This is a genomic window from Neobacillus sp. S1227 (assembly GCF_055385255.1).
On the sequence record NZ_AP038276.1, the window covers coordinates 1,996,838 to 2,022,139 of the forward strand.

A 25,302-nucleotide genomic window follows, 5' to 3' on the forward strand; every position below is an offset into this window, starting at 1 on the left:
GAAAGTATTACCAAAGTATCGGGGAATAAGGACCTTTTTGCTATTGGAAAATTTTGATATGTTTGAATAGTGGGATTTTATTTGGAGGGGTGCATTTGTTAAAAGTATTGTCGAAAACAGGTCTAACATTGGCGTTGGCAGGAAGTATCACAATGGCAGGATTCCAGCCGGATGGGGAAGCAAAACAAGCTTCTAGTACATATGATTTAAGTTTGGCCCATTATGTGGGTGCGGCTCCGGAACTAGCTGAAAAAGCTAAGAAGCTGGGGAAGGATCTTTCAAAGGTGGATCCTGCAGAAAAGCTGGCAAATCAGGGGTCAAAATTCCAACAGGCTGGCGATAATCATGTAGTTAATAATAAAACAACAGGGGACGTGCCAGTTCTGGTCATTTTGGCTCAATATAAAGATGGGGACGAGCCAATTGGGGACCTGCCTGGACAAGTGCCTGCACATTACTATGAGGATTTGATTTTTGGAACAGAGTATAACCCTTATGAATTAGATTATTTTAAACAATATGGTACGTTTAACGGTGTTCAAGCTCCGACAGATCGCACTATGCAAAATGCTTATAAAGAATCTAGTAATGGCAGAATCAATCTTGTCCATGATGGTGCTGAATTAATATGGGTGGAACTGCCTAAGGGAGCTTCCTATTATTTAGACCAGGAAGGCACGCACGCTGAAAATGGTAAATATGTTTTAGGTAACGTTAATGGCGATGCCCATACAGGTGAATTCGTCCGCGACCTGTTAAAGGCTGCTGATGACCAAATTGATTTTTCTAAGTATGCTGTTGATGGGGAAGTGCCAAATGTTTTCGTCATCCATGAAGGAACAGGCGCTGAGTGGAGCCAAGACCCTGCTCAATTCTGGTCTCATAAATGGAATTTATTAAGTGCGTTGTATTATGGGAAATACTATGAAACTGGTAAACCTGCAGATGTCTATGCAGGGATGAGCCAGGGTGCGTGGATTAATAAGACGGTAGCAGATGATATGACCTATGATGGAGTGATCGTAAACAACTATAACATCCAGCCAGCCATCGGCGGAAACGTCGCTGGATTCGACTTGGCTACCGGCGGTTATGACGAAGCATCGAAAACCGGTCCATATCCTGCATCAGCCGGGGTATACGCCCATGAATTCGGCCATGTATTAGGATTACCGGATCTCTATGATACTGTCTACACTTCCGAAGGGGTAGGAAACTACTCTATGATGGCCGGCGGCTCTTGGATGCGTTATCCTGATAATGATGCCTATTCCGGCAACTCTCCGACCCACTTCGATCCATTCTCAAAAATTTTCCTTGGCTGGGCTGAGCCGATTGAAGTTAAGCCAGCAAATGGTGTGAAGGAAATTACGCTGCCAGCAATTAATAAAGCTGCAGCTAATAACGGCATTGTGAAAATGGAAGTACCAGGTTCGAACGGAACAGAGTATTTCTTATTTGAAAATGTCCAGCAGGACGGCTTCAACAAAGGGTTAATCCGCCAAGGTGCTGATTCGCATGGTTTAGTTGCTTGGCATGTTGACGAGAATGTCCTCAGTCTTTATCAGACTGCCGGATTCCGCCCGAATAACGTAGAAAATTGGATGAACAAGCGCTTCCAATACAATCAATCTGAGACGGCCAGTGACGGAACGGTCGTAACCCACTACGGTTTATCCGTGCTTCAGGCGGATGGAAAGTACGACTTAGAGAAAAATAAAAATCGTGGTGATGCCGGAGATTTCTTTAAGACTGGTTCCAAGATTACGCCGAACTCCTCCAACGTTCACACAGGTTCGTATTACTTCTGGAAGGGCAATGGCTCAACACCGGCTGATTCCGGTATCCATGTAACGGATATTAAAGAAAATGCTGATGGGTCGATTACGGCTAAGTTCTTCTATAGTACAAATGAAGGTACAAAATAATAGAAAAAAAGGAAACCTGAGCAATTTTTTTGGCTCGGGTTTCTTGCGTTTTTCATAATATCAATAATTAAAAAAACGAGTTAATAAAATTTAAGTAATAAATTATGAAAATGTAGACTACAAAAATTAGGTGAAGTTACTAATAAAGAGTATAGGAGCCCGAACCCAAGAAAAATTCGTTGGTTCGGTAGCCAATAGAGGGTATTGAAGCCCGACCTCCAGAATAATTGGCTGGTTTGGTAGCCAATAAAGTGTATTGGTTCCCGAACTCAAGAAAAATTCGTTGGTTCGGTAGCCAATAGAGGGTATAGGAACCCGAACCCAAGAAAAATTCGTTGGTTCGGTAGGCAATAGAGGGTATTGAAGCCCGACCTCCAGAATAATTGGCTGGTTTGGTAGCCAATAAAGTGTATTGGTTCCCGAACTCAAGAAAAATCAGTTGGTTCGGTAGGCAATAAAGGGTATAGGAGCCCGAACCCAAGAAAAATCAGTTGGTTCGGTAGGCAATAAAGGGTATAGGAGCCCGAACCCAAGAAAAATCCGTTGGTTCGGTAGGCAATAAAGGGTATAGGAGCCCGAACCCAAGAAAAATTCGTTGGTTCGGTAGGCAATAGAGGGTATTGAAGCCCGACCTCCAGAATAATTGGCTGGTTTGGTAGCCAATAAAGTGTATTGGTTCCCGAACTCAAGAAAAATCCGTTGGTTCGGTAGGCAATAAAGGGTATAGGAGCCCGAACCCAAGAAAAATTCGTTGGTTCGGTAGGCAATAAAGGGTATAGGAGCCCGAACCCAAGAAAAATTCGTTGGTTCGGTAGGCAATAGAGGGTATTGAAGCCCGACCTCCAGAATAATTGGCTGGTTTGGTAGTCAATAAAGTGTATTGGTTCCCGAACCCAAGAAAAATCCGTTGGGTCGGTAGGCAATAAAGGGTATAGGAGCCCGAACCCAAGAAAAATCCACCAGTTCGGTAGCCAACAGAGGTTATTGAAGCCCTGGGCCGAAAAAAATCCGTTGGTTCGGTAGGCAATAAAGGGTATAGGAGCCCGAAACCGGGGGTAATCCGCTGTTCCTGTAACCAAGATAGTTTTTTCTACCAACAAAATCTTCCCCCAAATATGGTATAATTATTTGTCGAAGATAATCGAAAGTTTGAAACGGTGGAGGAAATTATGGCAGCATACACGCCGATGATACAGCAATATTTAGCAGTTAAGGCAGATTACAAAGATGCCTTTTTATTTTTTCGCTTAGGCGACTTTTATGAAATGTTTTTCGAGGATGCGATTAAGGCATCCCAAGAATTAGAAATAACCTTAACCAGCCGCGAAGGTGGTACAGAGGAACGGATACCGATGTGCGGCGTTCCTTATCATTCCGCGGCAAACTATATTGAACAATTAATCGCCAAGGGCTACAAGGTAGCGATTTGCGAACAGACAGAAGACCCAAAGCAGGCCAAAGGGGTCGTGCGCCGGGAAGTGGTTCAGCTAATCACCCCGGGTACGGTTATGGACGGCAAAGGGTTAACAGATAAAGAGAACAACTATATTGCCTCAGTTACCGCTTTCGACGATACCACATACGGACTAGCATATAACGATATTTCTACAGGTGAAAGCAGAGTAACTCTACTGACCAATTTTGACGAGGTCCAAAACGAGCTGGCTGTTTTAGGTGCAAAGGAAGTCGTGGTGGCAAGTAATTTTGACGGCGAACTTCAGAAGAAGATGCGCGAACGCGATGTAGTGGCCATTTCTTTTGAGGATAATAGTTCGATAGAGATGAATTTTGCCAACCTGCTTGAAGATTTGAATCAGGATAAATTGAAGAAGACAGCAGCAAGACTGTTTCACTATCTATACCGCTCGCAAAAGAGAAGCCTTGACCATCTTCAGCCTGTCACAACCTATCAAATCCATCAATTTATGAAAATTGATTACTATTCGAAGCGCAATTTGGAATTAACAGAGACGATTCGCTCGAAAGGGAAGAAAGGTTCCTTATTATGGCTGTTGGATGAAACGATGACAGCGATGGGCGGCAGGACATTAAAGCATTGGATTGACCGGCCGTTGATTGACCGTGAACAAATAGAACATCGCCATACATTGGTGGAAGTTCTCATGAACCATTATTTTGAGCGTCAGGAGCTGCGTGAAAAATTAAAGGAAGTTTATGATTTAGAACGTTTGGCGGGCCGAGTTGCCTTTGGTAATGTTAACGCCCGCGATTTAGTGCAATTAAAGCATTCACTGTTGCAGGTACCATTTTTAAAAGAAATTCTTCTGAACATGCAGGATTCCAGAGTATATGAAATAGCTGAAAGATTGGATCCGTGTGAAGAAGTTACCGATTTACTGGAGCAGGCGATTGTCGAGAACCCGCCGCTTTCGTTAAAAGAAGGAAATATCATCCAAGATGGCTATAATGCCCAGCTTGACCAGTATCGAGATGCCAGCCGCAACGGCAAAACGTGGATTGCCCAGCTGGAGCGGGAAGAGCGCGAGAAAACCGGTATCAAATCCTTGAAAGTCGGTTACAACCGTGTATTTGGCTATTATATAGAAGTAACGAGAGCGAACTTGCATCTTCTTGAGGAAGGCCGGTATGAGCGGAAGCAGACCTTAACAAATGCGGAACGTTTTATTACACCTGAATTAAAGGAAAAAGAAGCGCTAATTTTACAAGCGGAAGAAAAAATTGGCGAGCTTGAATATGAGTTGTTTACGGAAATCCGTGAAACGGTGAAGGAATATATTCCACGTCTGCAGGCTTTGGCGAAAACCGTGAGTGGGCTGGATGTGCTTCAATGCTTTGCCCAAGTGAGCGAGGATCGCCGCTATGTGAAACCGCAGTTTTCTTCAGAACGGCGGGTTGTCGTGAAAGACGGCCGCCATCCAGTGGTTGAAAAGGTGTTAAATACACAGGAATATGTGCCGAACGACTGTTTTATGGACAGCGACCGTGAAGTGCTGTTGATTACCGGTCCAAATATGTCCGGTAAAAGCACGTACATGCGCCAGATTGCGTTGACAGCGATTTTAGCTCAAATCGGCTGTTATGTCCCGGCATCTGAAGCAGTGCTGCCAATTTTTGACCAAGTCTTTACACGCATCGGTGCTGCGGATGATTTGATTTCCGGGCAAAGTACCTTTATGGTGGAGATGCTTGAAGCGAACAATGCCATCGCTAATGCGACGCAGAACAGCTTGATTTTATTTGATGAGATTGGCCGCGGGACATCTACTTATGATGGGATGGCGTTAGCCCAGGCGATTATCGAGTATATTCATACACGTATAGGGGCGAAAACTCTATTTTCTACGCACTATCATGAATTGACGGTGTTGGAAGAAGAGCTTTCCAAATTGAAAAATATCCATGTCAGTGCGATTGAGCACAATGGCAAGGTTGTCTTTTTACACAAAATTAAAGAGGGTCCGGCTGATAAGAGTTATGGAATTCATGTGGCTCAGTTGGCCGAGCTTCCGGCGGAATTAATCGCACGGGCAAATGAGATTTTGACTGCTTTTGAACAGCAGCCGGCTGGCCCTGTGGAAGTGAAGGAGCAGCCAGTGGTCGAGGCAGCTCCTGCTGCAATTCAGGAATCAAATGCAGCCACGGCTGCCCCAGTGGTTCCAGAACATCTCACCCAGCTCTCATTCTTTGATGAACCGAAGGAAACGAAGAAATCGGAGCTTTCTACCAAAGAAAAGAAAGTTCTTGATAAAATTAAGGAACTGGATTTATTGGATGTGACGCCGCTCCAGGCGATTACCGTGTTGTTCGAATTGCAGAAGAAATTAAAGTAGTCTTTTAAGGAGGCGGAAAAGTATGGGGAAGATTATCCAGCTAGATGATGCCCTGTCTAATAAAATAGCGGCGGGAGAAGTAGTCGAACGCCCCGCCTCTGTTGTCAAAGAATTAGTGGAAAACGCCATTGATGCCGGCAGTACGGTGGTTGAAATTGAGGTCGAAGAAGCGGGACTTGCGAAAATCCGCATTACCGATAATGGCAATGGCATAGAAGAGGATGACGTTTTGCTCGCATTCCAGCGGCATGCTACGTCAAAAATAAAAAATGAAAATGACCTGTTCCGCATTCGGACGCTGGGGTTTCGCGGTGAGGCTCTGCCGAGTATCGCTTCTGTTTCGAGACTTGAGCTAAAAACTTCAACCGGTGAAGGTGCCGGGAACCGAGTTGTGATTGAGGGCGGCAAGGTTGAAATTTTTGAAAAAGCCTCCAGCAGACGGGGAACGGACATAACGATTACTGATTTATTTTTCAACACGCCTGCACGCTTGAAATACATGAAGACGATTCACACAGAGCTTGGGAATATCACCGATGTCGTTAACCGCTTGGCCCTTTCTCATCCAGAGGTGGCGTTCCGCTTGATTCACAATGAGCGGAAGCTGCTGCAAACGAACGGAAACGGCGATGTCCGCCAGGTTCTTGCCTCCATTTACGGCATGAGCATCGCCAAACAGCTGGTGCCGATTTCGGGAAGCTCGTTAGATTATAAGGTTAGTGGGTTTGCTTCCATGCCTGAGGTGACAAGGGCTTCAAGGAACTATATCTCGACAATGATTAACGGCCGTTTTATTAAAAATTACTCCTTGGCCAAGGCGATTACCGAAGGGTATCATACGCTGCTGCCAATTGGCCGGTATCCAATCGTGCTTCTCAATATCGAGATGGATCCGCTGCTTGTCGATGTGAACGTTCATCCGTCGAAAATGGAGGTTCGCTTTAGTAAAGAAGCAGAGATGAACGAACTGGTAACTTCTATTATTAAAGGTGCATTTAAATCGAAGATACTGATTCCAACAGCCTATACGAAAAAAGAGGAACCTAAAACGGAGCAGACGGCTTTAGTGCTGGATGAAGGGACTTTACCCGATAAGACACGCCCTGAATACGTGGAACAGCGCCCTGAAGCGGTTGCTGAATCATTTTTTACAAAAATTAAAGAAGAACCAGTTCCGCAAACTGACTTTTCGAATAGGAAAGAGGAATTCGTCCCGAGAACTGAAGTTGTATTACCTTTTTTTAGGGGAATCGAAAAGGTTAAACCAACCAGTGAAAGGGAATTTGATTCATTTGAAAATGAGGAAATTTCGCAATACGAGCCTGAGGAATATCCTGAAGTTGAGCCGGCTGGAGAGACAGAGAGCCGGGTTCCAAGGATGTATCCGATTGGGCAAATGCACGGAACGTATATATTTGCACAAAATGAGAATGGTTTATATATCATCGACCAGCATGCGGCGCAGGAACGGCTTAAATATGAGTACTTCCGAGAAAAGGTCGGCCAGGTCGCACCAGAGCTGCAGGAGATGCTGGTCCCGTTGACTTTTGAATATTCAACAGATGATTATATTAAAATTACCGAGCATAAGGACGAACTTGAGAAGGTCGGTGTTTTCCTTGAAGAGTTCGGTATCAATAGTTTTATAGTCCGCTCCCACCCTCAATGGCTGCCAAAGGGGCAGGAGAAGGAAATCGTCGAGGAAATGATTGAACAGCTGTTATTAATGAAAAAAGTGGATATAAAAAAACTCCGCGAGGAAGCTGCTATCATGATGAGCTGTAAAGCCTCCATCAAAGCGAACCGACATCTGCGGGATGATGAAATCCAAGCGCTGCTTGACGATCTGCGTAAGGCATCCGACCCGTTCACCTGCCCGCACGGCAGACCGATTATCGTGCATTACTCGGTTTACGAGATGGAGAAGATGTTTAAGCGAGTGATGTAGATTCAATACAGGCTGCGAAACGGGACATATGGCCCTAGATACGGAAATGCTGATGGATATCCGTAAAGCGTCGGTATTAAATGATAAATGTGATGTCCAATGTGTATGGTTTCATGGTTGTGGTGTATGGGTTGGTTCCAGGGACCAACGATCGGTGCAGGTACACCTGAGTAAATTGCCCAGTTTGGTCCGGTTATGATATGGATCATGCTATCACCAACTAATCTATATTTTTTTCATTATATGTATGTTTGAGAATTTCCGCCAAAAGAAAACTCAGGTCCAATTCGAGAATGAATTGGGCCTTTTTTGCCTGTAATAGTTATCTATGAACCAAAGTGGTAAAAATGGAATGGCAATTTTGCCTAAGAGCTGTCTCTTAGATGAAAACAGGGTTGCCGATTACCAATTGAAACAGTTCCCCCAAAAGGATTGCGAAAATTGCAACAAAATAACCTTGAAATGTATTGGAATGATTTAACATTGGTGAAATAATAATATTGTAAGGATTGACCATTTGAAAAAATGGGGGTGATGCTTTGATTGCCTTTAGTCTATTGGGTCTATTTTTACCAGTTGTTTTGCTTATTTTTATTGTTGTTTCTGTTGTAAAATACAAAGATAAGGGGGGAGAGGCTGTGATTCGCCATCTATACACGTATTTGGTGTTATTTGCAACCCTGATGATGGTCATCGGAGGCGGGATCTCGATTTTTATGGCAGCCGCTGATTTGATTAGTCCGCCAGGCTATTATCAAAGCTATGAAGATTTTAAAATGATGAAAGAAAGCGGTAAGATTCCGAATGAAAATGGGGAGAAGTTAACAGAAAAAGAACTCCGCGCAAACTATGAACAGGCAGTCGAGGACCAAAAGAACCAAACACGAGAGCAAGCCAAGAATCAAATCATCAAAAGCCTTGGATTTATCATCATTCCATTGCCGATTTTTCTTTATTTTAATAGTTTACGAAAAAAACAGACCGATATCTAAATCAAAGAGCCGCATTCTCCTTCGAGGAATGCGGCTTTTCTTTGGTAAAATTTGTAATTTTTAGTGTTTAATTGTGGGATTCCAAATATATCTACGAAATTTTTCAATATATCAACAATTCTCAGATTATATCTACGAATTATTCCAATATATCTACGTTTCTCAGAATATATATACGAATCCCGAATTTTCGACGTTGTAAGAACCGCCGATTTTAAATCTATTTCACTGCAACCTGAATCTTACTCATATACTGCAATGCCTTCCCAGTTCCGATTGCGACTGACTCAAGCGGGCTTGGCGCGAGCTGTACAGGTACAAAAATTTCGTTGCTGAGCCATTTCTCCATCCCATTCATTAGCGCACCGCCGCCAGTGATAATTACACCACGATCGACAATATCACCACTTAGCTCGGCCGGGCTGTCCTCAAGTGTGGCACGGATGACCTCTAAAATATGAAGAAGAGATTCCTTCATCGCACTACGAATTTCGTAGGATGAAAGTTTAATAGTCTTTGGCAGACCAGTCAGCAGGTCGCGGCCGCGGACATCCATGAATTTTTCCTCGTGATCGATTAACGCAAAACCGATTTCGATTTTCACATTTTCTGCCGTTCTTTCACCGATTAACACATTGTATTCTTTACGGACATGCTGAATAATATCATCATCAAGACGGTCGCCGCCGATTTTAATGGAATGGTAAGCAACCACGCCGCCGAACGAAATAATCGCAACCTCTGTGTTGCCGCCGCCGATATCCACGACCACATTGGCAACCGGCTCGTCGATTGGCATGCCTGCTCCAATCGCGGCAGCTACTGGCTCTTCAATTAAGGTAATTTTCTTGGCTCCAGCGTTCCTCACTGCATCCTGAATTGCTCTTCGCTCTACACTTGTCGAACCGGACGGAATGCAGACTACGACATTTGGCTTTCGCATCGCAAAGCCAATCTTTTTAGACGCCATTTTCATGATTTGTTTAAGCATTTCTGTTGTGACATCAAAGTCAGCAATGACACCATCTTTTAACGGGCGGACTGCCACGATTTTCTCAGGCGTTTTCCCGATCATTTCTTTCGCTTCTGTACCGACAGCGACAATATTTTTCGTAACGGTATCTATAGCCACAACCGATGGCTCGTTTATGGCAATCCCCTTATTTTTGCTATAAACCAATGTATTTGCAGTACCTAAATCAATTCCAATATCAAAAGTTGATAACATTCTATTCACCTAATTTCTAATTTTTCTCCATCTAATGACAAAATGTGATTAATTTTTACAAAATATCCTACGTATTACCCTACCATGAATATGGGGGTGGAAAGCGCTTTGTAAAAAAACCGTCATCTTTTTGTAAATAGACGAAATGTAATTCTTACATTTGAAATATAAATTCCTCTTCAAAAAGTGCATAGAAAAGGATATTATTGTATATACTTATTTGATGTTCAACTGCTTTTTAAAATTATGTTACGATAAAGGAGATACGCCCCTAACAGGCGTAGTTGAATTTATGCGTTAAGAAAGTTTATACTTTCTTATTAGCTAAAAAGTGATAAGGCAGTGTGAAAAGCTTGGATTTAAATCAGAAATTATTAGTGATCATCGGACCAACCGCTGTGGGAAAAACAAAACTGAGCATTGAAATGGCTAAATGTTTCAATGGCGAAATTATCAGCGGGGATTCGATGCAAATTTACCGCGGCATGGATATTGGAACGGCGAAAATCAGGAAAGATGAAATGGAAGGGATTCCGCATCATTTAATTGATATAAAGGAGCCGGATGAAAATTTTTCCGTTGCTGAATTTCAAACCCTTGTTCGAGCCAAAATAAAGGAAATTGCCAAAAAAGGGAAACTGCCCATCATTGTAGGTGGGACAGGGCTTTATGTTCAATCTGTCATCTATGATTATCAATTTTCCGATGTTTCTGGAGATGAAGAGTTCCGCAGGCAACTCGAGGAACGGGCAAAAAGAGAAGGGAATGAGGCTCTCTATAAGGAACTCATTGAGGTTGACCCGGAAAGTGCTGCTGAGATTCATCCTAATAATCTTAGAAGGGTAATTCGTGCTCTAGAAATCTTCCATCTTACAGGAAAGACCAGACAGGAATTTCAAAAATTTCAAGTGCCGGACCTGCTTTACCAAACCGCCCTTGTCGGATTAACGATGGACCGTGATCAACTTTATGAGCGAATCAACGTCCGCGTCGACATAATGATGCAGGAAGGACTATTGGAAGAAGTAAAGGGATTGTATGAAATGGGCTTGCGCGGCTGTCAATCCATTCAGGCCATAGGCTACAAAGAGATTTATGACTATCTTGATGGTAAAATATCCTTGGAGCAAGCTGTCGAGAACCTAAAGCAAAACTCCCGACGCTATGCCAAACGGCAGCTGACATGGTTTCGAAACAAGATGGAGGTTGAATGGTTTGATGTGACAAATGTGAACAACTTCGCAAAAAAAATCATGGAAATTTCACAATATGTTGAAGGAAAGCTTCAAGTAAAATCGAATACATATTAGTAGAGATAAAAGAGGAGGATATACAAAATGAAAACAACCATCAATATTCAGGACCAATTTTTAAACCAATGCAGGAAAGACAATACCAATGTAACGGTATTCCTTTTAAACGGCTTCCAGTTAAGAGGCTGTATCAAAGGCTTCGATAATTTTACGGTTTTGTTTGAATCAGAGGGGAAACAGCAATTGGTTTATAAGCATGCCATTTCAACCTTTGCACCGCAAAGAAATGTGCAGTTGGACTTGGAAAATCAATAAATCTTCACCGTGGGCCCATACAATTTGGGCTCTTTTTTTTATTTTTCGAAAGGAAAAACTTTTTTAATGAATTTCCCGGCAGGTGAATACAAATAGAATGAAGGATTATGATTTTCTTGAAGAAACTCTAGACGACAAGAAAGGCATACATTCCTGCAAGCTAATTTACGTATCCTGGTTGCGTTTAGGAGAGGTGAAGGCTTTGGATCAACCGATTCGTATGAAAAGCAATGGCCAAATAACTGTTTCTCTCAACTCCCAAAAAAGAAAAACAGTAACGAAAACGTTAACTGATTTTCAAGTTGCTCCAAAAGTTATTCCCCCTGAGCATTCCGCCTTAAAGGAAATCGAAGATGAACTTGGTGCTTTGGTTGGCATGGAAGAAATGAAACGAACGATAAAGGAAATTTATGCATGGATTTATGTCAATAAAAAGCGCGAAGAAATGGGTCTCAAAGCAAAAAAGCAAGCCCTTCATATGATGTTTAAAGGTAATCCGGGAACGGGGAAAACCACGGTTGCACGGCTGATTGGCAAGCTTTTTCAAAAAATGAATGTGCTAACGAAGGGACATTTAATCGAAGCGGAGCGTGCTGACCTCGTTGGGGAGTATATCGGCCATACAGCACAAAAGACGAGGGACTTGGTAAAGAAGGCTCATGGCGGAATTTTGTTTATTGATGAAGCTTATTCCTTAGGACGCGGTGGCGAAAAGGATTTTGGCAAAGAAGCAATTGATACTCTCGTGAAGCATATGGAGGACAAACAGCATGAGTTTGTCCTGATTTTAGCCGGCTACTCAAGAGAAATGGATTATTTTCTATCTTTAAATCCAGGACTTCATTCCCGTTTTCCATTAGTGATCGATTTCCCTGATTACAATATTGAACAATTAATGCAAATCGGGGCGAAGATGCTGGTGGAAAGGGAATATTCGTTAAGTCATGAGGCAGAAAAGAAAATAAAGGATCATTTAATATGGGTAAAGTCTGTATTAAGTCCCAATCATTTTTCCAACGGGAGATACGTCCGGAACATCATTGAAAAATCGATCCGGGCCCAGGCGATGAGGCTGTTGATGCAAAATAGCTATGACCGGTATGAGTTGATGACGATTCGCAGTAATGACTTAGTGTTTGAAGAGGATGGATAAAAAATCGACGGGGGATCGTCCCTCGTCGATTTTTTAATGTCTAGCTGCAGCGCCTAGGGGCTCGGGGTCATAAGCCAATCCGTCAAGAAGGCTAAAAAGCAGCCTTCTCGCCGGCTCGTCTTATGCCTGTCGCCCCTGGTCAAGGCGCTTCAGCTTTTCTTAGTTCATTCGCTGTAATCCTCGTGTTGGCAGTTTCCAGTTATATGTGTAGGAAAGAACGCGAAGCGCAGTAATAATAATAAACAATGTATACAATTCCCATGCATGAGTGGATATTTTCAGTCCGATGACGACACCGGCTAGAATCGCCCAAACAGCGTATATTTCGGAACGCAGTACAATCGGCTTTCTGCCAGCCAATAAATCACGGATGATTCCGCCGCCGCTTCCGGTTAAAACAGCCGCTACAATTACAGCACTCAGCGGATGATTCATATTTGCCGCATAAATGGCACCTTGGATAGCAAATGCTGACAGCCCGATGGCATCGGAGAAATTGCCCCACTTTTGCCAGTGTTTTAAAAGATTAGTTGGAAATAAGAATACAGCTGTGATCGATAATAAAGCAACTTGAAAAAATAACCCCTGTTCCCAAATAGCTGAAACAGGCACACCTATTAAAAGATTGCGAATCGCCCCGCCGCCAAAAGCGGTGACAATTCCCAAAATATAAACTCCTAAAATATCATATTTTTCTTCCATGGCTACAATCGCTCCACTGACTGCAAAAGCAATGGTGCCGATCATGCTTAATACTTCCCATGTCATTTCGTTCAGCTTCTCCCCGATGTATATTTTTCTTTTTTAAGCTATAAAAATTTTATCACGATACCGCTAAAATACAACGCTTATTTGTAAAAAGTATTGGGAAAATTAGAGTATCCGAGTGTTTTTTGTTAAGATGGAAAGTAGAGTTTTAACGGAAGGGAAGGATGCCGTTTGGAACAAAGAGAAACAAAGGAAAAAGCCATTCTGGTCGGCTGCCAAGTCGATGATGACGATCTAAGGTTTCAATATTCAATGGATGAGTTAGGGTCCTTAACGGAAACGGCGCAAGGAGAAGTACTGGCTTCGCTTGTCCAAAAGAGAGACCGGCTCCATCCAGCAACGTACATAGGTAAAGGAAAAGTGGAAGAATTATCGGCACTTGTGGCGGAATTGGAGGCAGACCTGGTCATTTTCAATGATGAGCTTTCTCCAAGCCAGAAACGAAATTTGGCTTCCGAAATTGAGGCGCGAATCATTGACCGGACTCAGCTGATTTTAGATATTTTTGCACAAAGAGCCCGCTCAAAGGAAGGTAAACTTCAGGTTGAGCTTGCTCAGTTACAATATATTCTGCCGCGTTTGGCCGGACAGGGTACAGCGTTGTCACGTCTTGGCGGCGGAATCGGTACAAGAGGCCCGGGGGAAACAAAACTAGAATCAGATCGCCGGCACATCCGCCGCCGGATTGACGACATTAAAGGCCAACTTTCGGTGGTCGTTCAGCATCGCGAGCGTTACCGTGAACGCAGGAAGAAAAATAAAGCCTTTCAGGTTGCCATTGTCGGTTACACGAATGCCGGGAAATCAACACTTTTTAACCGGCTATCTGAGGCAGATTCATATGAAGAAAACCAGTTGTTCGCCACCCTGGACCCAATGACGCGGAAGCTTATTTTACCAAGCGGCTTCTTGTCATTAATTACTGACACCGTCGGGTTCATTCAGGACTTGCCGACAGCGCTGATTGCTGCCTTCCGCTCAACTCTTGAAGAGGTAAAGGAAGCAGACCTGCTGCTTCATGTCGTCGATATGTCGAACCCGGATTATTTTCAGCATGAAAAAACGGTGAATAAACTTCTTGAAGACTTGGATGTCAAAGATATCCCGCAATTAACCGTTTATAATAAACGGGATCTTCAGCATCCCGATTTCGTACCGACCGCAGACACGCCGACTGTTTTCATCAGCGCTTTTAATGAGGAAGACCGACATGCGTTAAAGGTGAAAATCGAGCAGCTTGTTATGGGCATGATGGAACCATATGAAGTAATGGTGCCTTCAACAGAAGGAAAGCTCTTGTCGCAATTAAAAAATAGGACGATTCTTAGGGAACTTGCCTTTGATGATGAAACTCAAGAATACCGCTGCAAAGGGTATTCCCTAAAGGAACATCAAATAACAGGCCAATTACAGAAATTCAATGAATAAAGGGAGTTAACAGCATGTTTCAACACTTAAAAAATGGGGAAAAGCTTCAGCCGATAGTAAAAGAAGTCGAAAAACAAATTGCTGAAGTTCATAAGGCTATAGAGGAGCGCATTGAAACCAATCAGTTCCGAGTTTTGCAAAGTTTTCAAAAGCACCGGGTAAGTGATTCTCACTTTATTCCTTCTACTGGATATGGTTACGACGATATCGGCCGCGATACATTGGAATTAGTGTATGCAGATGTTTTCGGCGGTGAGGCTGGCCTTGTTCGTCCGCAGATTATATCGGGCACGCATGCCATCTCGATTGCGTTGTTTGGTGTGCTTCGCCCCGGTGATGAGCTCTTGTACATTACCGGAAAACCTTATGATACCCTTGAGGAAATCGTGGGGATTCGCGGGAATGGAGTAGGTTCCTTAAAGGAATTTGGGATTTCCTATGACAGTGTTTCATTGACCGCTGAAGGCGGGATTGACTGGGAAGGAATTGCTCGAAAAATTAATCCTAATACGAGAATGATTGGTATTCAGCGTTCTAAAGGCTACGCGGTCCGGCCATCGTTTACGATCGCTGAAATTGGCGAAATGATTAGTTTTGTTAAAGAAATTAAGCAGGATGTCGTCGTGTTTGTAGATAACTGCTACGGGGAATTTGTTGAGGAAGTAGAGCCAGCACATGTCGGTGCTGATTTAATGGCGGGGTCGCTGATCAAGAACCCGGGCGGCGGCCTTGCTAAAACGGGAGGCTATATCGTTGGGAAAAAACAATGGGTGGAAGCCTGTTCTTATCGGATGACATCCCCGGGAATCGGTGCTGAGGCGGGGGCATCTCTTTATAGTTTGCAGGAAATGTATCAGGGCTTTTTCCTGGCTCCGCATGTGGTCGGGCAGGCTCTGAAAGGTGCTGTTTTTACCGCTGCCATGCTGGAGAGACTGGGGATGAATTCTTCTCCGCGTTGGGATGTGCAGCGGACGGATTTAATTCAATCTGTTCAGTTTGATGACAGGGATAAAATGGTCGCCTTCTGCCAGGCTATCCAGTTCGCCTCACCGGTTAATTCTTATGTGACTCCGCATCCAAGCTACATGCCTGGTTATGAGGATGATGTCATAATGGCAGCAGGTACATTTATTCAAGGTGCCAGCATTGAACTGACGGCAGACGGCCCGATCCGCCCGCCATATGTCGCTTATGTGCAAGGAGGATTAACCTACGCACACGTAAAAATGGCTGTATGTTTGGCTTTGGACCATTTGGTTGAGAAAGGGCTATTGGATTTGAAATAGGGGAAAAAATGTATATAGGACTTATATCAGCCCGAACAATTGGAGGAATGGTTGTTCCGGTAGCATATGGGACTTATATGAGCCCAAAAACGTTTGAAAACTCACTGTTTAGGTAGGATAGCAGTATCTTAGGAGGCTTAAAAACTAGGGAAATCCGATTGGGTTCGGCCGGTATCAGTGAATCATAATTCTTCTTCCCATGGTTTACTGGTAAAAAAGCTGATTATAGGAAACTATTAAAAACCATGTGAGATAATCTTACATATCATTGACATATTTCCTAACACCAAATATAATATAATTATAAATTAGCAAAAGGGAGGAGAAAATTGGTGAGTGGAAAAGAAATTCGCCGATCAATGCCATTGTTTCCCATCGGTACAGTGATGCAGCTGACCGAACTTACCGCCAGGCAAATTCGCTACTATGAAGAACACCAATTGATATCTCCGGCACGTACGGAGGGAAACAGGCGACTTTACAGCCTAAATGACATTGACAAGCTGTTGGGAATAAAAGACTTAATTGACCAGGGAATAAATATGGCTGGTATTAAGCAGTTATTATTGGTCAAAGAACAGCAAGAGTCGCTGCTTGAGCAGCAAGCGAAAAGTGCGAAGCGCGAGGTTACCGATGATGAGCTGAGGAAACTTCTTCGCAATGAACTGATGCATTCAAACAGATTGAATCGTTCGTCATTGAGACAAGGAGATCTTTCACGCTTTTTTCATTAATTTTTAATAAAATTGGAGGAATTACTAATGCCGAAGTACACAAGAGAAGATATTCAACGCTTGGCTAAAGAAGAAAACGTTAAATTTATCCGCCTTCAGTTTACTGACATTCTTGGAACCATCAAAAACGTGGAAATTCCAATCAGCCAGTTAGAAAAGGCGCTTGATAACAAAATGATGTTTGATGGCTCCTCTATTGAAGGATTCGTTCGTATTGAAGAATCTGATATGTACCTATATCCAGATTTAAACACTTGGGTAGTATTCCCTTGGACTGCTGAAAAAGGAAAAGTTGCTCGCCTGATCTGTGATATTTACAATTCAGATGGAACACCGTTCTCTGGTGACCCGCGCAGCAACTTAAAGCGTGTATTAAATGAAATGAAAGAGCTTGGCTTCACTGATTTCAATCTTGGACCTGAGCCTGAATTTTTCTTATTTAAATTAGACCAAAAAGGCGAGCCAACATTAGAATTGAACGACCAAGGCGGATACTTTGACTTAGCTCCAACAGACCTTGGCGAAAACTGCCGCCGTGATATCGTACTTGAGCTTGAAGAAATGGGCTTTGAAATCGAAGCTTCCCACCACGAAGTGGCTCCAGGACAGCACGAAATCGACTTTAAATATGCAGATGCTCTTACAGCTTGTGACCAAATCCAAACATTCAAGTTGGTTGTAAAAACAATCGCTCGTAAGCACGGCTTACACGCAACCTTCATGCCAAAGCCATTGTTTGGTGTGAACGGTTCTGGTATGCACTGTAACGTTTCTTTATTCAAAAATGGCGAGAATGCATTCTTTGAGCCAACTGGTGATCTGCAAATGAGCGACACTGCCCGACAATTTATTGCTGGTGTTTTAAAGCATGCACCATATTTCACAGCAGTTACTAACCCAACCGTCAACTCTTATAAGCGTTTGGTTCCTGGTTACGAGGCACCTTGCTATGTTGCATGGTCTGCACAAAACCGTTCACCGCTTATCCGTATTCCTGCTTCACGCGGCTTGAGCACACGTATTGAGGTTCGCAGCGTGGACCCTGCAGCTAACCCATACCTTGCTATGGCTGTTATCCTAAAAGCTGGTCTTGATGGAGTGAGAAATCAACTAACCCCTCCAGCACCAGTTGACCGTAACATCTATGTGATGACGAAGGAAGAAAGAATCGAAGAAGGCATCATCGATCTTCCTGCAACATTAGCAGCAGCACTAGAGATGTTGAAATCAGACGAAGTTATTGTCTCCGGCTTAGGCGAGCACATCTTCGAACACTTTGTCGAAGCGAAAGAGATTGAATGGGATATGTTCCGGACCGTCGTACACCCTTGGGAACGCGAACAATATATGAGCATGTATTAAAATGATGAAGAACCCCTGACGCTACGCGTTAGGGGTTCTTGCTATTTTTTCGTTCGAGAATCAATATAGTTTATCCAATCCGTTCAAAAGATAAGGACCACGGTTAAATGCCCCTTCCCTTGAGTCACCGATACCGACTTTAGAGCAGATGAAAAAAATTAACCATATAGGATTTTAGAAAAGTAATCCAATTCAATAAAAAAGCCCAATCAAATTAAAGATTGGACTCCAGAAATCTATCAACTAATGAATCTGTCGATAAACCCCAATTACTTTCCCCAAAATGGTAACATTGTTTAAAATGATTGGATCCATCGTAGAGTTTTCCGGCTGCAGGCGGATGTAGTCTTTCTCCTTGAAGAATCTCTTACAGGTAGCCTCGTCTTCTTCGGTCATTGCAACAACGATATCTCCGTTGTTAGCAGATGGCTGCTGCTTTACAATAACGTAATCTCCGTCAAGAATCCCTGCTTCAATCATACTTTCTCCCATGATTTCAAGCATAAAGACATTCTCGCTGGAAGGAGCAAGCCTTTCAGGGAGAGGAAAATATTCCTCAACATTTTCAATGGCCGTAATCGGCAGTCCGGCAGTAACTTTACCGACAACTGGGACATTTACAACATGGTTTCGAGGGATATGAGCAGCTTCATCCGCTTCCAGGATTTCGATAGCCCTTGGTTTTGTTGGATCTCGTCTAATTAAACCTTTGCTTTCTAATCTGGCTAAATGCCCATGTACAGTAGAACTCGATGCCAGTCCGACTGCTTCGCCAATTTCCCGAACAGATGGCGGATAACCCTTTGTTTTCACTTCTCCTTTTATGAAATCCAGGATATCCTGCTGCCGCTTTGATACTTTTACCATGATAAATTACACCTCGCCTGGTTAATGTTGTCTTTATTATAACATGTTCGCATAATTTATACAAACATAAGTTCGAATAAAGCTTGACAACAAACAAATGTTCGGATTATAATCAAATCAAATAAAACGAACATACATTCTAATAAGGGGTGTTTTATAATGAGAAAAATATGGAACCAATACTCATACGCTATTATTCTTCTATTATTAAGCTGTTCATTAGCATTTGTATTAGCATTTCAACAAAGCCCGGCAAAGCAGGATAAATATATAAAAGTAACTGTAGCAGACGGTGACACACTATGGGAAATTTCCCAAAAGTATGCAGGCGAGCATTCGTTATCAAACAAGGATTTCGTCAACTGGGTGAAAAAACATAATCAGGATGTTGGGGAAGAAATCTTTCCAGGTGAAGAAATTTTAATTCCAGTAAGTAAGGAAGCTCCCGCAGAAAGGGAGTTAGCAAGTGCATTAGAGAAATAGGAAGGAGCTAAAATGAACGCAATCATCTACTGTCGAGTAAGCACGGAAAAGGAAACTCAGGAAACATCATTAAGACGCCAGGAAGACGAGCTTGTCCAGCTCGCAAACCGATACCAATTTCATATCGTTTCAATTATAAAAGAGCAGGCGAGTGGATATGATTTCGAGAGAGATGGTATCCTGCAGCTTCTAGAGCTCATTAAAGATAAGCAAGTTGAGGCAGTTCTGATCCAGGATGAAACAAGGCTGGGCAGGGGGAATGCCAAGATTGCCATTCTGCATTGCATTTTAAAAGAAGGAATTAAATTATACAGCATTTCGCATAATGGCGAATTACAGCTTTCCGAATCGGATTCAATGGTGTTAAAGATCGTCAGCATGGTGGAAGAGTACCAGCGCAAGCTCCATAATGTAAAAATAAAACGCGGCATGAAGCGGGCTGTTGAACAAGGCTACAAGCCTGAAAAAAATTTAAAAAATCTTGGCGAACATTCGGGCCGGGATAAAATTGAAGTTCCTGTTCAGGAAATTGTAAGGCTGAGAAAAAATGGTCTGACTTTTTCGGAAATTGCAGCAACATTAAGAGGCTTTGGCTATAATATTTCGAAAGCCACTGTACATAGAAGATACCAGGAATTCATTGAAGAACAGGAGGGATAAACCTTCATCCTTGCCAGGTTGATTGTTTTTTAGTACAATCTTTTCTTAATGTTAGCAGTTTTTTTGAAAGGAATGTCTTGAATGCTATCCAAGGAAAAAATGGCCAGAATCAATGAATTGGCAAGGAAAAAGAAAGCGGCAGGTTTAACGGAAAAGGAAGCAAAAGAGCAGTCATCACTTAGAAGTGAATATTTAGCTGCTTTTCGCTCGCAAATGCTGGATACTCTGACAAATACAAAAATAATAGATCCACTTGGAAATGACGTAACACCTGAAAAAATAAAAAGCAGAAAGAAAAATAATCTTCATTGATGCATCTGGGAATACAAGTTATTTGTATTCCTTTTTACATATACAACGCTTACATGTGTCAAAATATATATAAAAGTGAATTTTGCTTTAAATTCTGTAGTAATTTGTTGAATAAAAATCCACAGCACTATAATATTAAAGTTGTTTGTATTTTCCGAAGAAGGAAGGTTGTAAAAGATGTTTAACACAATTGATGATTTATCTGTCACCACGATTCGTACGCTTTCAATTGATGCTATCGAGAAAGCAAACTCTGGACACCCTGGAATGCCGATGGGTGCTGCTCCAATGACCTATACATTATGGACAAGATTTATGAACCACAACCCAAAAAATCCACATTGGTTTAACCGTGACCGCTTCGTATTGTCTGCAGGACATGGATCTGCTTTGCTTTACAGCATGCTTCATTTATCCGGCTATAATCTATCCATGGATGATTTAAAGCAATTCCGTCAATGGGGAAGCAAAACTCCAGGACATCCTGAATATGGCCATACCGAGGGAGTAGAAGCAACAACTGGTCCGCTTGGTCAAGGTATTGCAATGGCCGTGGGAATGGCTATGGCAGAACGACATGTTGCTAGCGTTTATAACAGAGACAAATATGAACTTGTGAATCACTTTACATACAGCATTTGTGGAGACGGCGACTTAATGGAAGGCGTATCTGCTGAGGCTGCCTCACTTGCCGGCCACTTAAAGTTAGGCCGTTTGGTCGTATTGTATGATTCAAATGATATTTCCTTAGATGGAGATTTGAATAAATCTTTCTCTGAAAGTGTGAAGGAGCGCTTCCAATCTTACGGATGGCAGTATCTTCGTGTCGAAGACGGTAACAACTTCGAAGAAATTGCTAAAGCACTTGAAGAAGCAAGAAATGATTTAGACAGACCTACCATGATTGAAGTAAGAACAGTAATCGGTTATGGTTCACCTAACCGTGCCGGTACATCAGGTGTTCACGGCTCACCACTTGGTGCTAATGAACTTAAGCTTACTAAAGAAGCTTATAAGTGGACTTTCGAGGAAGATTTCCATGTTCCACAAGAAGTTTACGACAACTTCCAAAAGCTAATCGTTGAAAATGGTGAGAAAAAAGAAAAAGAGTGGAACGACATGTTTGCTCAATATAAAAATGAATATCCTGAGTTAGCACGCCAGCTTGAACAAGCATTGAATGATGAACTTCCTGAAGGCTGGGATAAGGATGTACCTGTATACAGCGAAGGTAAGGGGCTTGCAACACGTGCTTCTTCAGGTGAGGCGCTAAATGGCATTGCCAAGAACCTGCAGATTTTAATTGGTGGTTCTGCTGACCTTGCTGGTTCTAACAAAACAATGCTTAAAGGGACAACAGACTTTATGCCAGGCGCATATGAAGGCCGCAACATCTGGTTCGGTGTTCGTGAATTTGCAATGGGTGCTGCAATGAATGGTATTGCTCTGCATGGCGGGGTTAAAGTTTTTGGAGGAACATTCTTTGTATTCTCTGATTATCTTCGTCCGGCAATTCGCCTTGCTGCATTAATGGGTCTGCCTGTCACTTATGTATTTACACATGACAGTATCGCAGTTGGGGAAGATGGACCAACACACGAACCAATCGAACAGCTTGCGGCCTTACGCGCAATGCCAGGTCTATCTCTAATCCGTCCCGCTGATGCCAATGAAACAGCAGCAGCATGGAAGCTTGCAGTTGAATCAACAAACAAGCCGACAGCTTTAGTGTTAACTCGTCAGGACTTACCAACACTAAAAGGTACAGATAAAAACGCATATGATGGAGTTTCTAAAGGAGCATATGTTGTTTCTCCAGCAGGTAAAGATACTCCAGATGCCCTATTGCTAGCATCTGGATCCGAAGTAAGCCTTGCTGTGGAAGCACAGAAAGCACTTGCTGGTGAAGGAATCCAGGTTTCAGTAGTCAGCATGCCATCATGGGATCGCTTTGAACAGCAATCTCAAGAATACAAAGACTCTGTCCTGCCAAAGAGCGTGAAAAAGCGTCTTGCTCTGGAAGTTGGAGCATCCTTGGGCTGGCACAAATATGCTGGTGATGAAGGTGACGTATTAGCCATCGATCATTTTGGGGCATCTGCACCAGGTGAAAAAATCATGGAAGAGTTCGGATTTAGTGTGCCAAACGTTGTTGCTCGTGTGAAAGCACTTTTACAAAAATAATCAAATTCGAGGGAGAGCGGAAATTTCGCTCTCTCTTTTTATGGTGGAAATCCATCAGCATCTATTGAAATAAATAACTGATATCGCACTCAAATTGCAAATCGACAAAATTAGTGAAAGTTTTTGCCGTGATAAGACAAATGTTTCCTGAGCGATTTTTTATAATAGATAAAAGGATTGTCAGCGGAGGAGAGGTTGGAATGAGGAAATATCAGCTTTATTTAATAGAAGATGAATTTGCCACCCATTACTTCGGACGAGAGCGGTTGTTTTTTCAACTATTCCAAGAACATCAGCACGCACAGGGCGAGCTTCAATTTATAACAAAAAAACAAATTGCCTATATATCAAAGAAAATAGAAGTATTAAAAATCCACCAGTTGATTCAAAGACAGCTTGGAAAAATAAAGGGCTATAAAGCGGACCATGGTGCATATACGATCGATCTTAGTGGAAAAATAAGCAGGGCAAAATTGGAAGTCTACCAGGATTTAATCTCTCTGGAGGCACATGGAAGCTATGAAGCGGAGACAGCGTTTTTTGAAGTGCTGAGAAAGTGTGAATCCTCCTTTTTGGCGATTGACCTAGAACATGAACGGTTTGGTTGGTTGAAGCCGATTAAAGAAAGAAAATATGTCTAATTAAAAACGAATATTGTCTAATTTCGTTTTATTTAGTACACTGTTGTATGGTAGACAACATGAAGGAGGAAATTATTATATGATGTACGTTCTAGTTGGTATACTGGCACTTGTCGCTGGTGTAGCACTAGGATTTTTCATTGCTCGCCGTTATATGATGAGCTATCTAAAGAAAAATCCGCCAATTAATGAGCAAATGCTAAAAACCATGATGATGCAAATGGGTATGAAGCCTTCACAAAAGAAGATCAACCAAATGATGCAAGCCATGAATAAGCAAACTGGCAAGTAACACGTTGATATATCAAGGTTTGTCAGATGGTTGAGAGTAATTTTTAAGAATAGGATAAGTAAACTACTTAATCCTTCAACATAAATTCTTATAAAATTGCTTAATCCTTCAATATTTCAACACAAAACCACTTTTCTATTGGAAACTTAACCAATGGAGGGTGGTTTTTTTGTACTAGTATAAAAGGAAGGGTCAAATGACACGCCCAGATCAATATAAAAAGGTACTGGATAGAGTTTCAGCTTATTGATAGCGTTCAATTCTAAGGTGTGAAAATAGTACGCCAGATGACGAAATACAGACGGCTGAGAGGATTAAGTTCATTATTAATAAGGAATTAGCTTATAAAAATACAAAAGACTCCCGGGTTTTGGGAGTCTAATGCATGTAGTAACTATCAGTAATGGGGATCACCGTTGTATTAAATTATATTCGAAACCCGAAATACTAGATAGTGTAAATATTACTAATATTCTAAAAGTGATTAGAGAAATGGACTAGTAGAAAATCTAGGGAAAATTAACTAACCTCCCGAAGCATTTGACGGTTTTTAGATTCTTGGCAAAAAATCCCCTAACTTATCGAGAGGGGGTAATTACTTCTTCATCCTCAAACACGGTATGTTTTACTTTCCACTTCTCCATAGCTATAAACAACCAAAAGCTATAAATTCCTAGAGTAATAATACACAATACCCACCATTTTATCCAATTCCCAAATAAACCAATTGCGGAACCAGTAAATTTTAATCTTCTTCCATTGATGACAGTATGTCTTGTTTTCCATCCTAAAATCATTGTAATTGCCCAAGGGTAACATATCCCAAGAGTAATGATTGTTACTAAACCACCTAAGATTGACCATCCAATGTATTGCAACAATCCACCATCAAAAAATGACTTTACCTCTGTTTGTGCAGCAAAAGTTTGTTGCTCATTTACCGTAAATTCGCTCATGATATTCTCCTCTTACTGATTTATTATATTTAAACCAAATTAATGTTTAATTTTTAGTTCAAAAAACCTAGTGAACTTGCATTGAAAAATCCGATAAATGACCTAAAAGGAGCCCCCTTCTTTATTTTTAAATATCCCCCCAATTACCCCAAAGGCACCAATACATAGAATATAAGCTGTAGTAAATACTTTTGAAAGTAGCGGTATAGAATCTAGAAAACATTCTGATAAAATAGAATTCCAATCAATTGACATAAAAACCTTCTCTCCTATATTTTTCAACTTTATAGTACGAAAGATTCGATAAAGCTGAAAGAAGACTATTTAAATATGGGATAATTATACCGTGTGTGAATTTTGAAGGGTAAACCAAAAATGGTAAATCTAAAATGAATGAATAATTTCTTAAATCGAGGACACGCTACAATTAACCATTGTATACCCGTTGCCATCCCACAACAAAAGCCCCTTCTCTTAATTGAGTGGGGGCATGTTCTTTTTCCTTTACTTTTTAGGATACAACTTCCTTTCCCCACCCTAATTTAGATACCCTAAAAGTGATTAGTTCAGGGAACAACACGAGTATCCAGTGGTATAGAATCAAAAATAGTTAACGCTACATTTATAGTGAAACAAGCTGGAAGGGTGGCTTTTTATTTTTTTTTTAAAAGATGCTTGCATTTGTTATCGAAGAGTGTTA

At 41.9% G+C, this 25,302-nt stretch carries 22 protein-coding genes; 17 read left to right on the forward strand and 5 right to left on the reverse strand.

Annotated elements, in window-relative coordinates:
- Positions 1 to 89: 89 nt before the first annotated feature.
- From ACZ5AE_RS10205 to ACZ5AE_RS10220, 4 genes are all read left to right on the forward strand, one after another.
- Positions 90 to 1,928 (forward strand): M6 family metalloprotease domain-containing protein, encoded by a 1,839-nt coding sequence (locus ACZ5AE_RS10205; RefSeq protein WP_464571899.1) that lies wholly within the window; start codon positions 90 to 92, stop codon positions 1,926 to 1,928.
- 1,169 nt (positions 1,929 to 3,097) lie between these two features.
- On the forward strand, positions 3,098 to 5,740 hold the full coding sequence (gene mutS, locus ACZ5AE_RS10210; RefSeq protein ID WP_464571901.1) for a DNA mismatch repair protein MutS: 2,643 nt from the start codon (positions 3,098 to 3,100) through the stop codon (positions 5,738 to 5,740).
- Between the two features lie 22 nt (positions 5,741 to 5,762).
- The gene (gene mutL, locus ACZ5AE_RS10215) at positions 5,763 to 7,688 is read left to right on the forward strand and encodes a DNA mismatch repair endonuclease MutL (RefSeq protein ID WP_464571903.1); all 1,926 of its coding nucleotides are present in this window, start codon (positions 5,763 to 5,765) and stop codon (positions 7,686 to 7,688) included.
- 539 nt (positions 7,689 to 8,227) lie between these two features.
- Positions 8,228 to 8,680 carry a hypothetical protein gene (locus tag ACZ5AE_RS10220; RefSeq protein WP_464571905.1) on the forward strand — a complete coding sequence of 151 codons (453 nt, stop codon included), beginning with the start codon at positions 8,228 to 8,230 and terminating at the stop codon, positions 8,678 to 8,680.
- 220 nt (positions 8,681 to 8,900) lie between these two features.
- On the opposite strand, the gene mreBH is transcribed toward ACZ5AE_RS10220, so the two are convergent.
- Positions 8,901 to 9,908 (reverse strand): rod-share determining protein MreBH, encoded by a 1,008-nt coding sequence (gene mreBH, locus ACZ5AE_RS10225; protein WP_464571907.1) that lies wholly within the window; start codon positions 9,906 to 9,908, stop codon positions 8,901 to 8,903.
- 353 nt (positions 9,909 to 10,261) lie between these two features.
- Here mreBH and miaA point away from each other — a divergent pair, with 353 nt between their 5' ends.
- The 3 genes from miaA to spoVK all read left to right on the forward strand — a co-directional run bounded on the left by miaA (position 10,262) and on the right by spoVK (position 12,629).
- The gene (gene miaA, locus ACZ5AE_RS10230) at positions 10,262 to 11,218 is read left to right on the forward strand and encodes a tRNA (adenosine(37)-N6)-dimethylallyltransferase MiaA (RefSeq protein ID WP_464571909.1); all 957 of its coding nucleotides are present in this window, start codon (positions 10,262 to 10,264) and stop codon (positions 11,216 to 11,218) included.
- Between the two features lie 27 nt (positions 11,219 to 11,245).
- Positions 11,246 to 11,476, forward strand: coding sequence for an RNA chaperone Hfq (gene hfq, locus ACZ5AE_RS10235; RefSeq protein ID WP_213140673.1), 231 nt, complete (start codon positions 11,246 to 11,248; stop codon positions 11,474 to 11,476).
- A gap of 202 nt (positions 11,477 to 11,678) precedes the next feature.
- Positions 11,679 to 12,629, forward strand: a complete 951-nt coding sequence (gene spoVK / locus ACZ5AE_RS10240; RefSeq protein ID WP_464573591.1) for a stage V sporulation protein K — start codon at positions 11,679 to 11,681, stop codon at positions 12,627 to 12,629.
- A gap of 159 nt (positions 12,630 to 12,788) precedes the next feature.
- Here spoVK and ACZ5AE_RS10245 read toward each other — a convergent pair whose 3' ends face one another.
- The gene (locus tag ACZ5AE_RS10245) at positions 12,789 to 13,397 is read right to left on the reverse strand and encodes a trimeric intracellular cation channel family protein (RefSeq protein ID WP_464571912.1); all 609 of its coding nucleotides are present in this window, start codon (positions 13,395 to 13,397) and stop codon (positions 12,789 to 12,791) included.
- A gap of 171 nt (positions 13,398 to 13,568) precedes the next feature.
- On the opposite strand from ACZ5AE_RS10245, the gene hflX reads away from it, so the two are divergent.
- The 4 genes from hflX to glnA all read left to right on the forward strand — a co-directional run bounded on the left by hflX (position 13,569) and on the right by glnA (position 18,207).
- Entirely contained in the window at positions 13,569 to 14,825 is a 1,257-nt protein-coding gene (gene hflX / locus ACZ5AE_RS10250) for a GTPase HflX (RefSeq protein WP_464571914.1), read from the forward strand.
- A gap of 14 nt (positions 14,826 to 14,839) precedes the next feature.
- Positions 14,840 to 16,111 carry a methionine gamma-lyase family protein gene (locus tag ACZ5AE_RS10255; protein ID WP_464571916.1) on the forward strand — a complete coding sequence of 424 codons (1,272 nt, stop codon included), beginning with the start codon at positions 14,840 to 14,842 and terminating at the stop codon, positions 16,109 to 16,111.
- A gap of 359 nt (positions 16,112 to 16,470) precedes the next feature.
- Entirely contained in the window at positions 16,471 to 16,845 is a 375-nt protein-coding gene (locus ACZ5AE_RS10260; RefSeq protein ID WP_464573592.1) for a MerR family transcriptional regulator, read from the forward strand.
- A gap of 27 nt (positions 16,846 to 16,872) precedes the next feature.
- On the forward strand, positions 16,873 to 18,207 hold the full coding sequence (gene glnA / locus ACZ5AE_RS10265) for a type I glutamate--ammonia ligase (RefSeq protein WP_464571918.1): 1,335 nt from the start codon (positions 16,873 to 16,875) through the stop codon (positions 18,205 to 18,207).
- Between the two features lie 243 nt (positions 18,208 to 18,450).
- Here glnA and lexA read toward each other — a convergent pair whose 3' ends face one another.
- Positions 18,451 to 19,074: a transcriptional repressor LexA gene (gene lexA / locus ACZ5AE_RS10270; RefSeq protein ID WP_213140668.1), complete on the reverse strand. Its 624-nt coding sequence runs from the start codon at positions 19,072 to 19,074 to the stop codon at positions 18,451 to 18,453.
- A 159-nt stretch (positions 19,075 to 19,233) separates the two neighbouring features.
- Between lexA and yneA the strand changes: the two genes are divergently transcribed.
- The 6 genes from yneA to ACZ5AE_RS10300 all read left to right on the forward strand — a co-directional run bounded on the left by yneA (position 19,234) and on the right by ACZ5AE_RS10300 (position 23,646).
- The gene (gene yneA / locus ACZ5AE_RS10275; RefSeq protein WP_464571921.1) at positions 19,234 to 19,557 is read left to right on the forward strand and encodes a cell division suppressor protein YneA; all 324 of its coding nucleotides are present in this window, start codon (positions 19,234 to 19,236) and stop codon (positions 19,555 to 19,557) included.
- A 12-nt stretch (positions 19,558 to 19,569) separates the two neighbouring features.
- Entirely contained in the window at positions 19,570 to 20,217 is a 648-nt protein-coding gene (locus tag ACZ5AE_RS10280; protein ID WP_464571923.1) for a YneB family resolvase-like protein, read from the forward strand.
- A gap of 81 nt (positions 20,218 to 20,298) precedes the next feature.
- A complete protein-coding gene (locus tag ACZ5AE_RS10285; protein WP_464571925.1) occupies positions 20,299 to 20,529 on the forward strand; it encodes a DUF896 domain-containing protein in 231 nt (76 codons plus the stop codon).
- A gap of 177 nt (positions 20,530 to 20,706) precedes the next feature.
- Positions 20,707 to 22,713, forward strand: a complete 2,007-nt coding sequence (tkt, locus tag ACZ5AE_RS10290; protein WP_464571927.1) for a transketolase — start codon at positions 20,707 to 20,709, stop codon at positions 22,711 to 22,713.
- Positions 22,714 to 22,913: 200 nt separating this feature from the next.
- Positions 22,914 to 23,354 (forward strand): sporulation inhibitor of replication protein SirA, encoded by a 441-nt coding sequence (sirA, locus tag ACZ5AE_RS10295; protein ID WP_464571929.1) that lies wholly within the window; start codon positions 22,914 to 22,916, stop codon positions 23,352 to 23,354.
- A gap of 79 nt (positions 23,355 to 23,433) precedes the next feature.
- A complete protein-coding gene (locus ACZ5AE_RS10300) occupies positions 23,434 to 23,646 on the forward strand; it encodes a YneF family protein (RefSeq protein WP_213116217.1) in 213 nt (70 codons plus the stop codon).
- 578 nt (positions 23,647 to 24,224) lie between these two features.
- On the opposite strand, the gene ACZ5AE_RS10305 is transcribed toward ACZ5AE_RS10300, so the two are convergent.
- Positions 24,225 to 24,602 (reverse strand): DUF898 family protein, encoded by a 378-nt coding sequence (locus ACZ5AE_RS10305; protein ID WP_464571931.1) that lies wholly within the window; start codon positions 24,600 to 24,602, stop codon positions 24,225 to 24,227.
- A gap of 102 nt (positions 24,603 to 24,704) precedes the next feature.
- A complete protein-coding gene (locus ACZ5AE_RS10310; protein ID WP_464571933.1) occupies positions 24,705 to 24,857 on the reverse strand; it encodes a hypothetical protein in 153 nt (50 codons plus the stop codon).
- Positions 24,858 to 25,302: the final 445 nt, after the last annotated feature.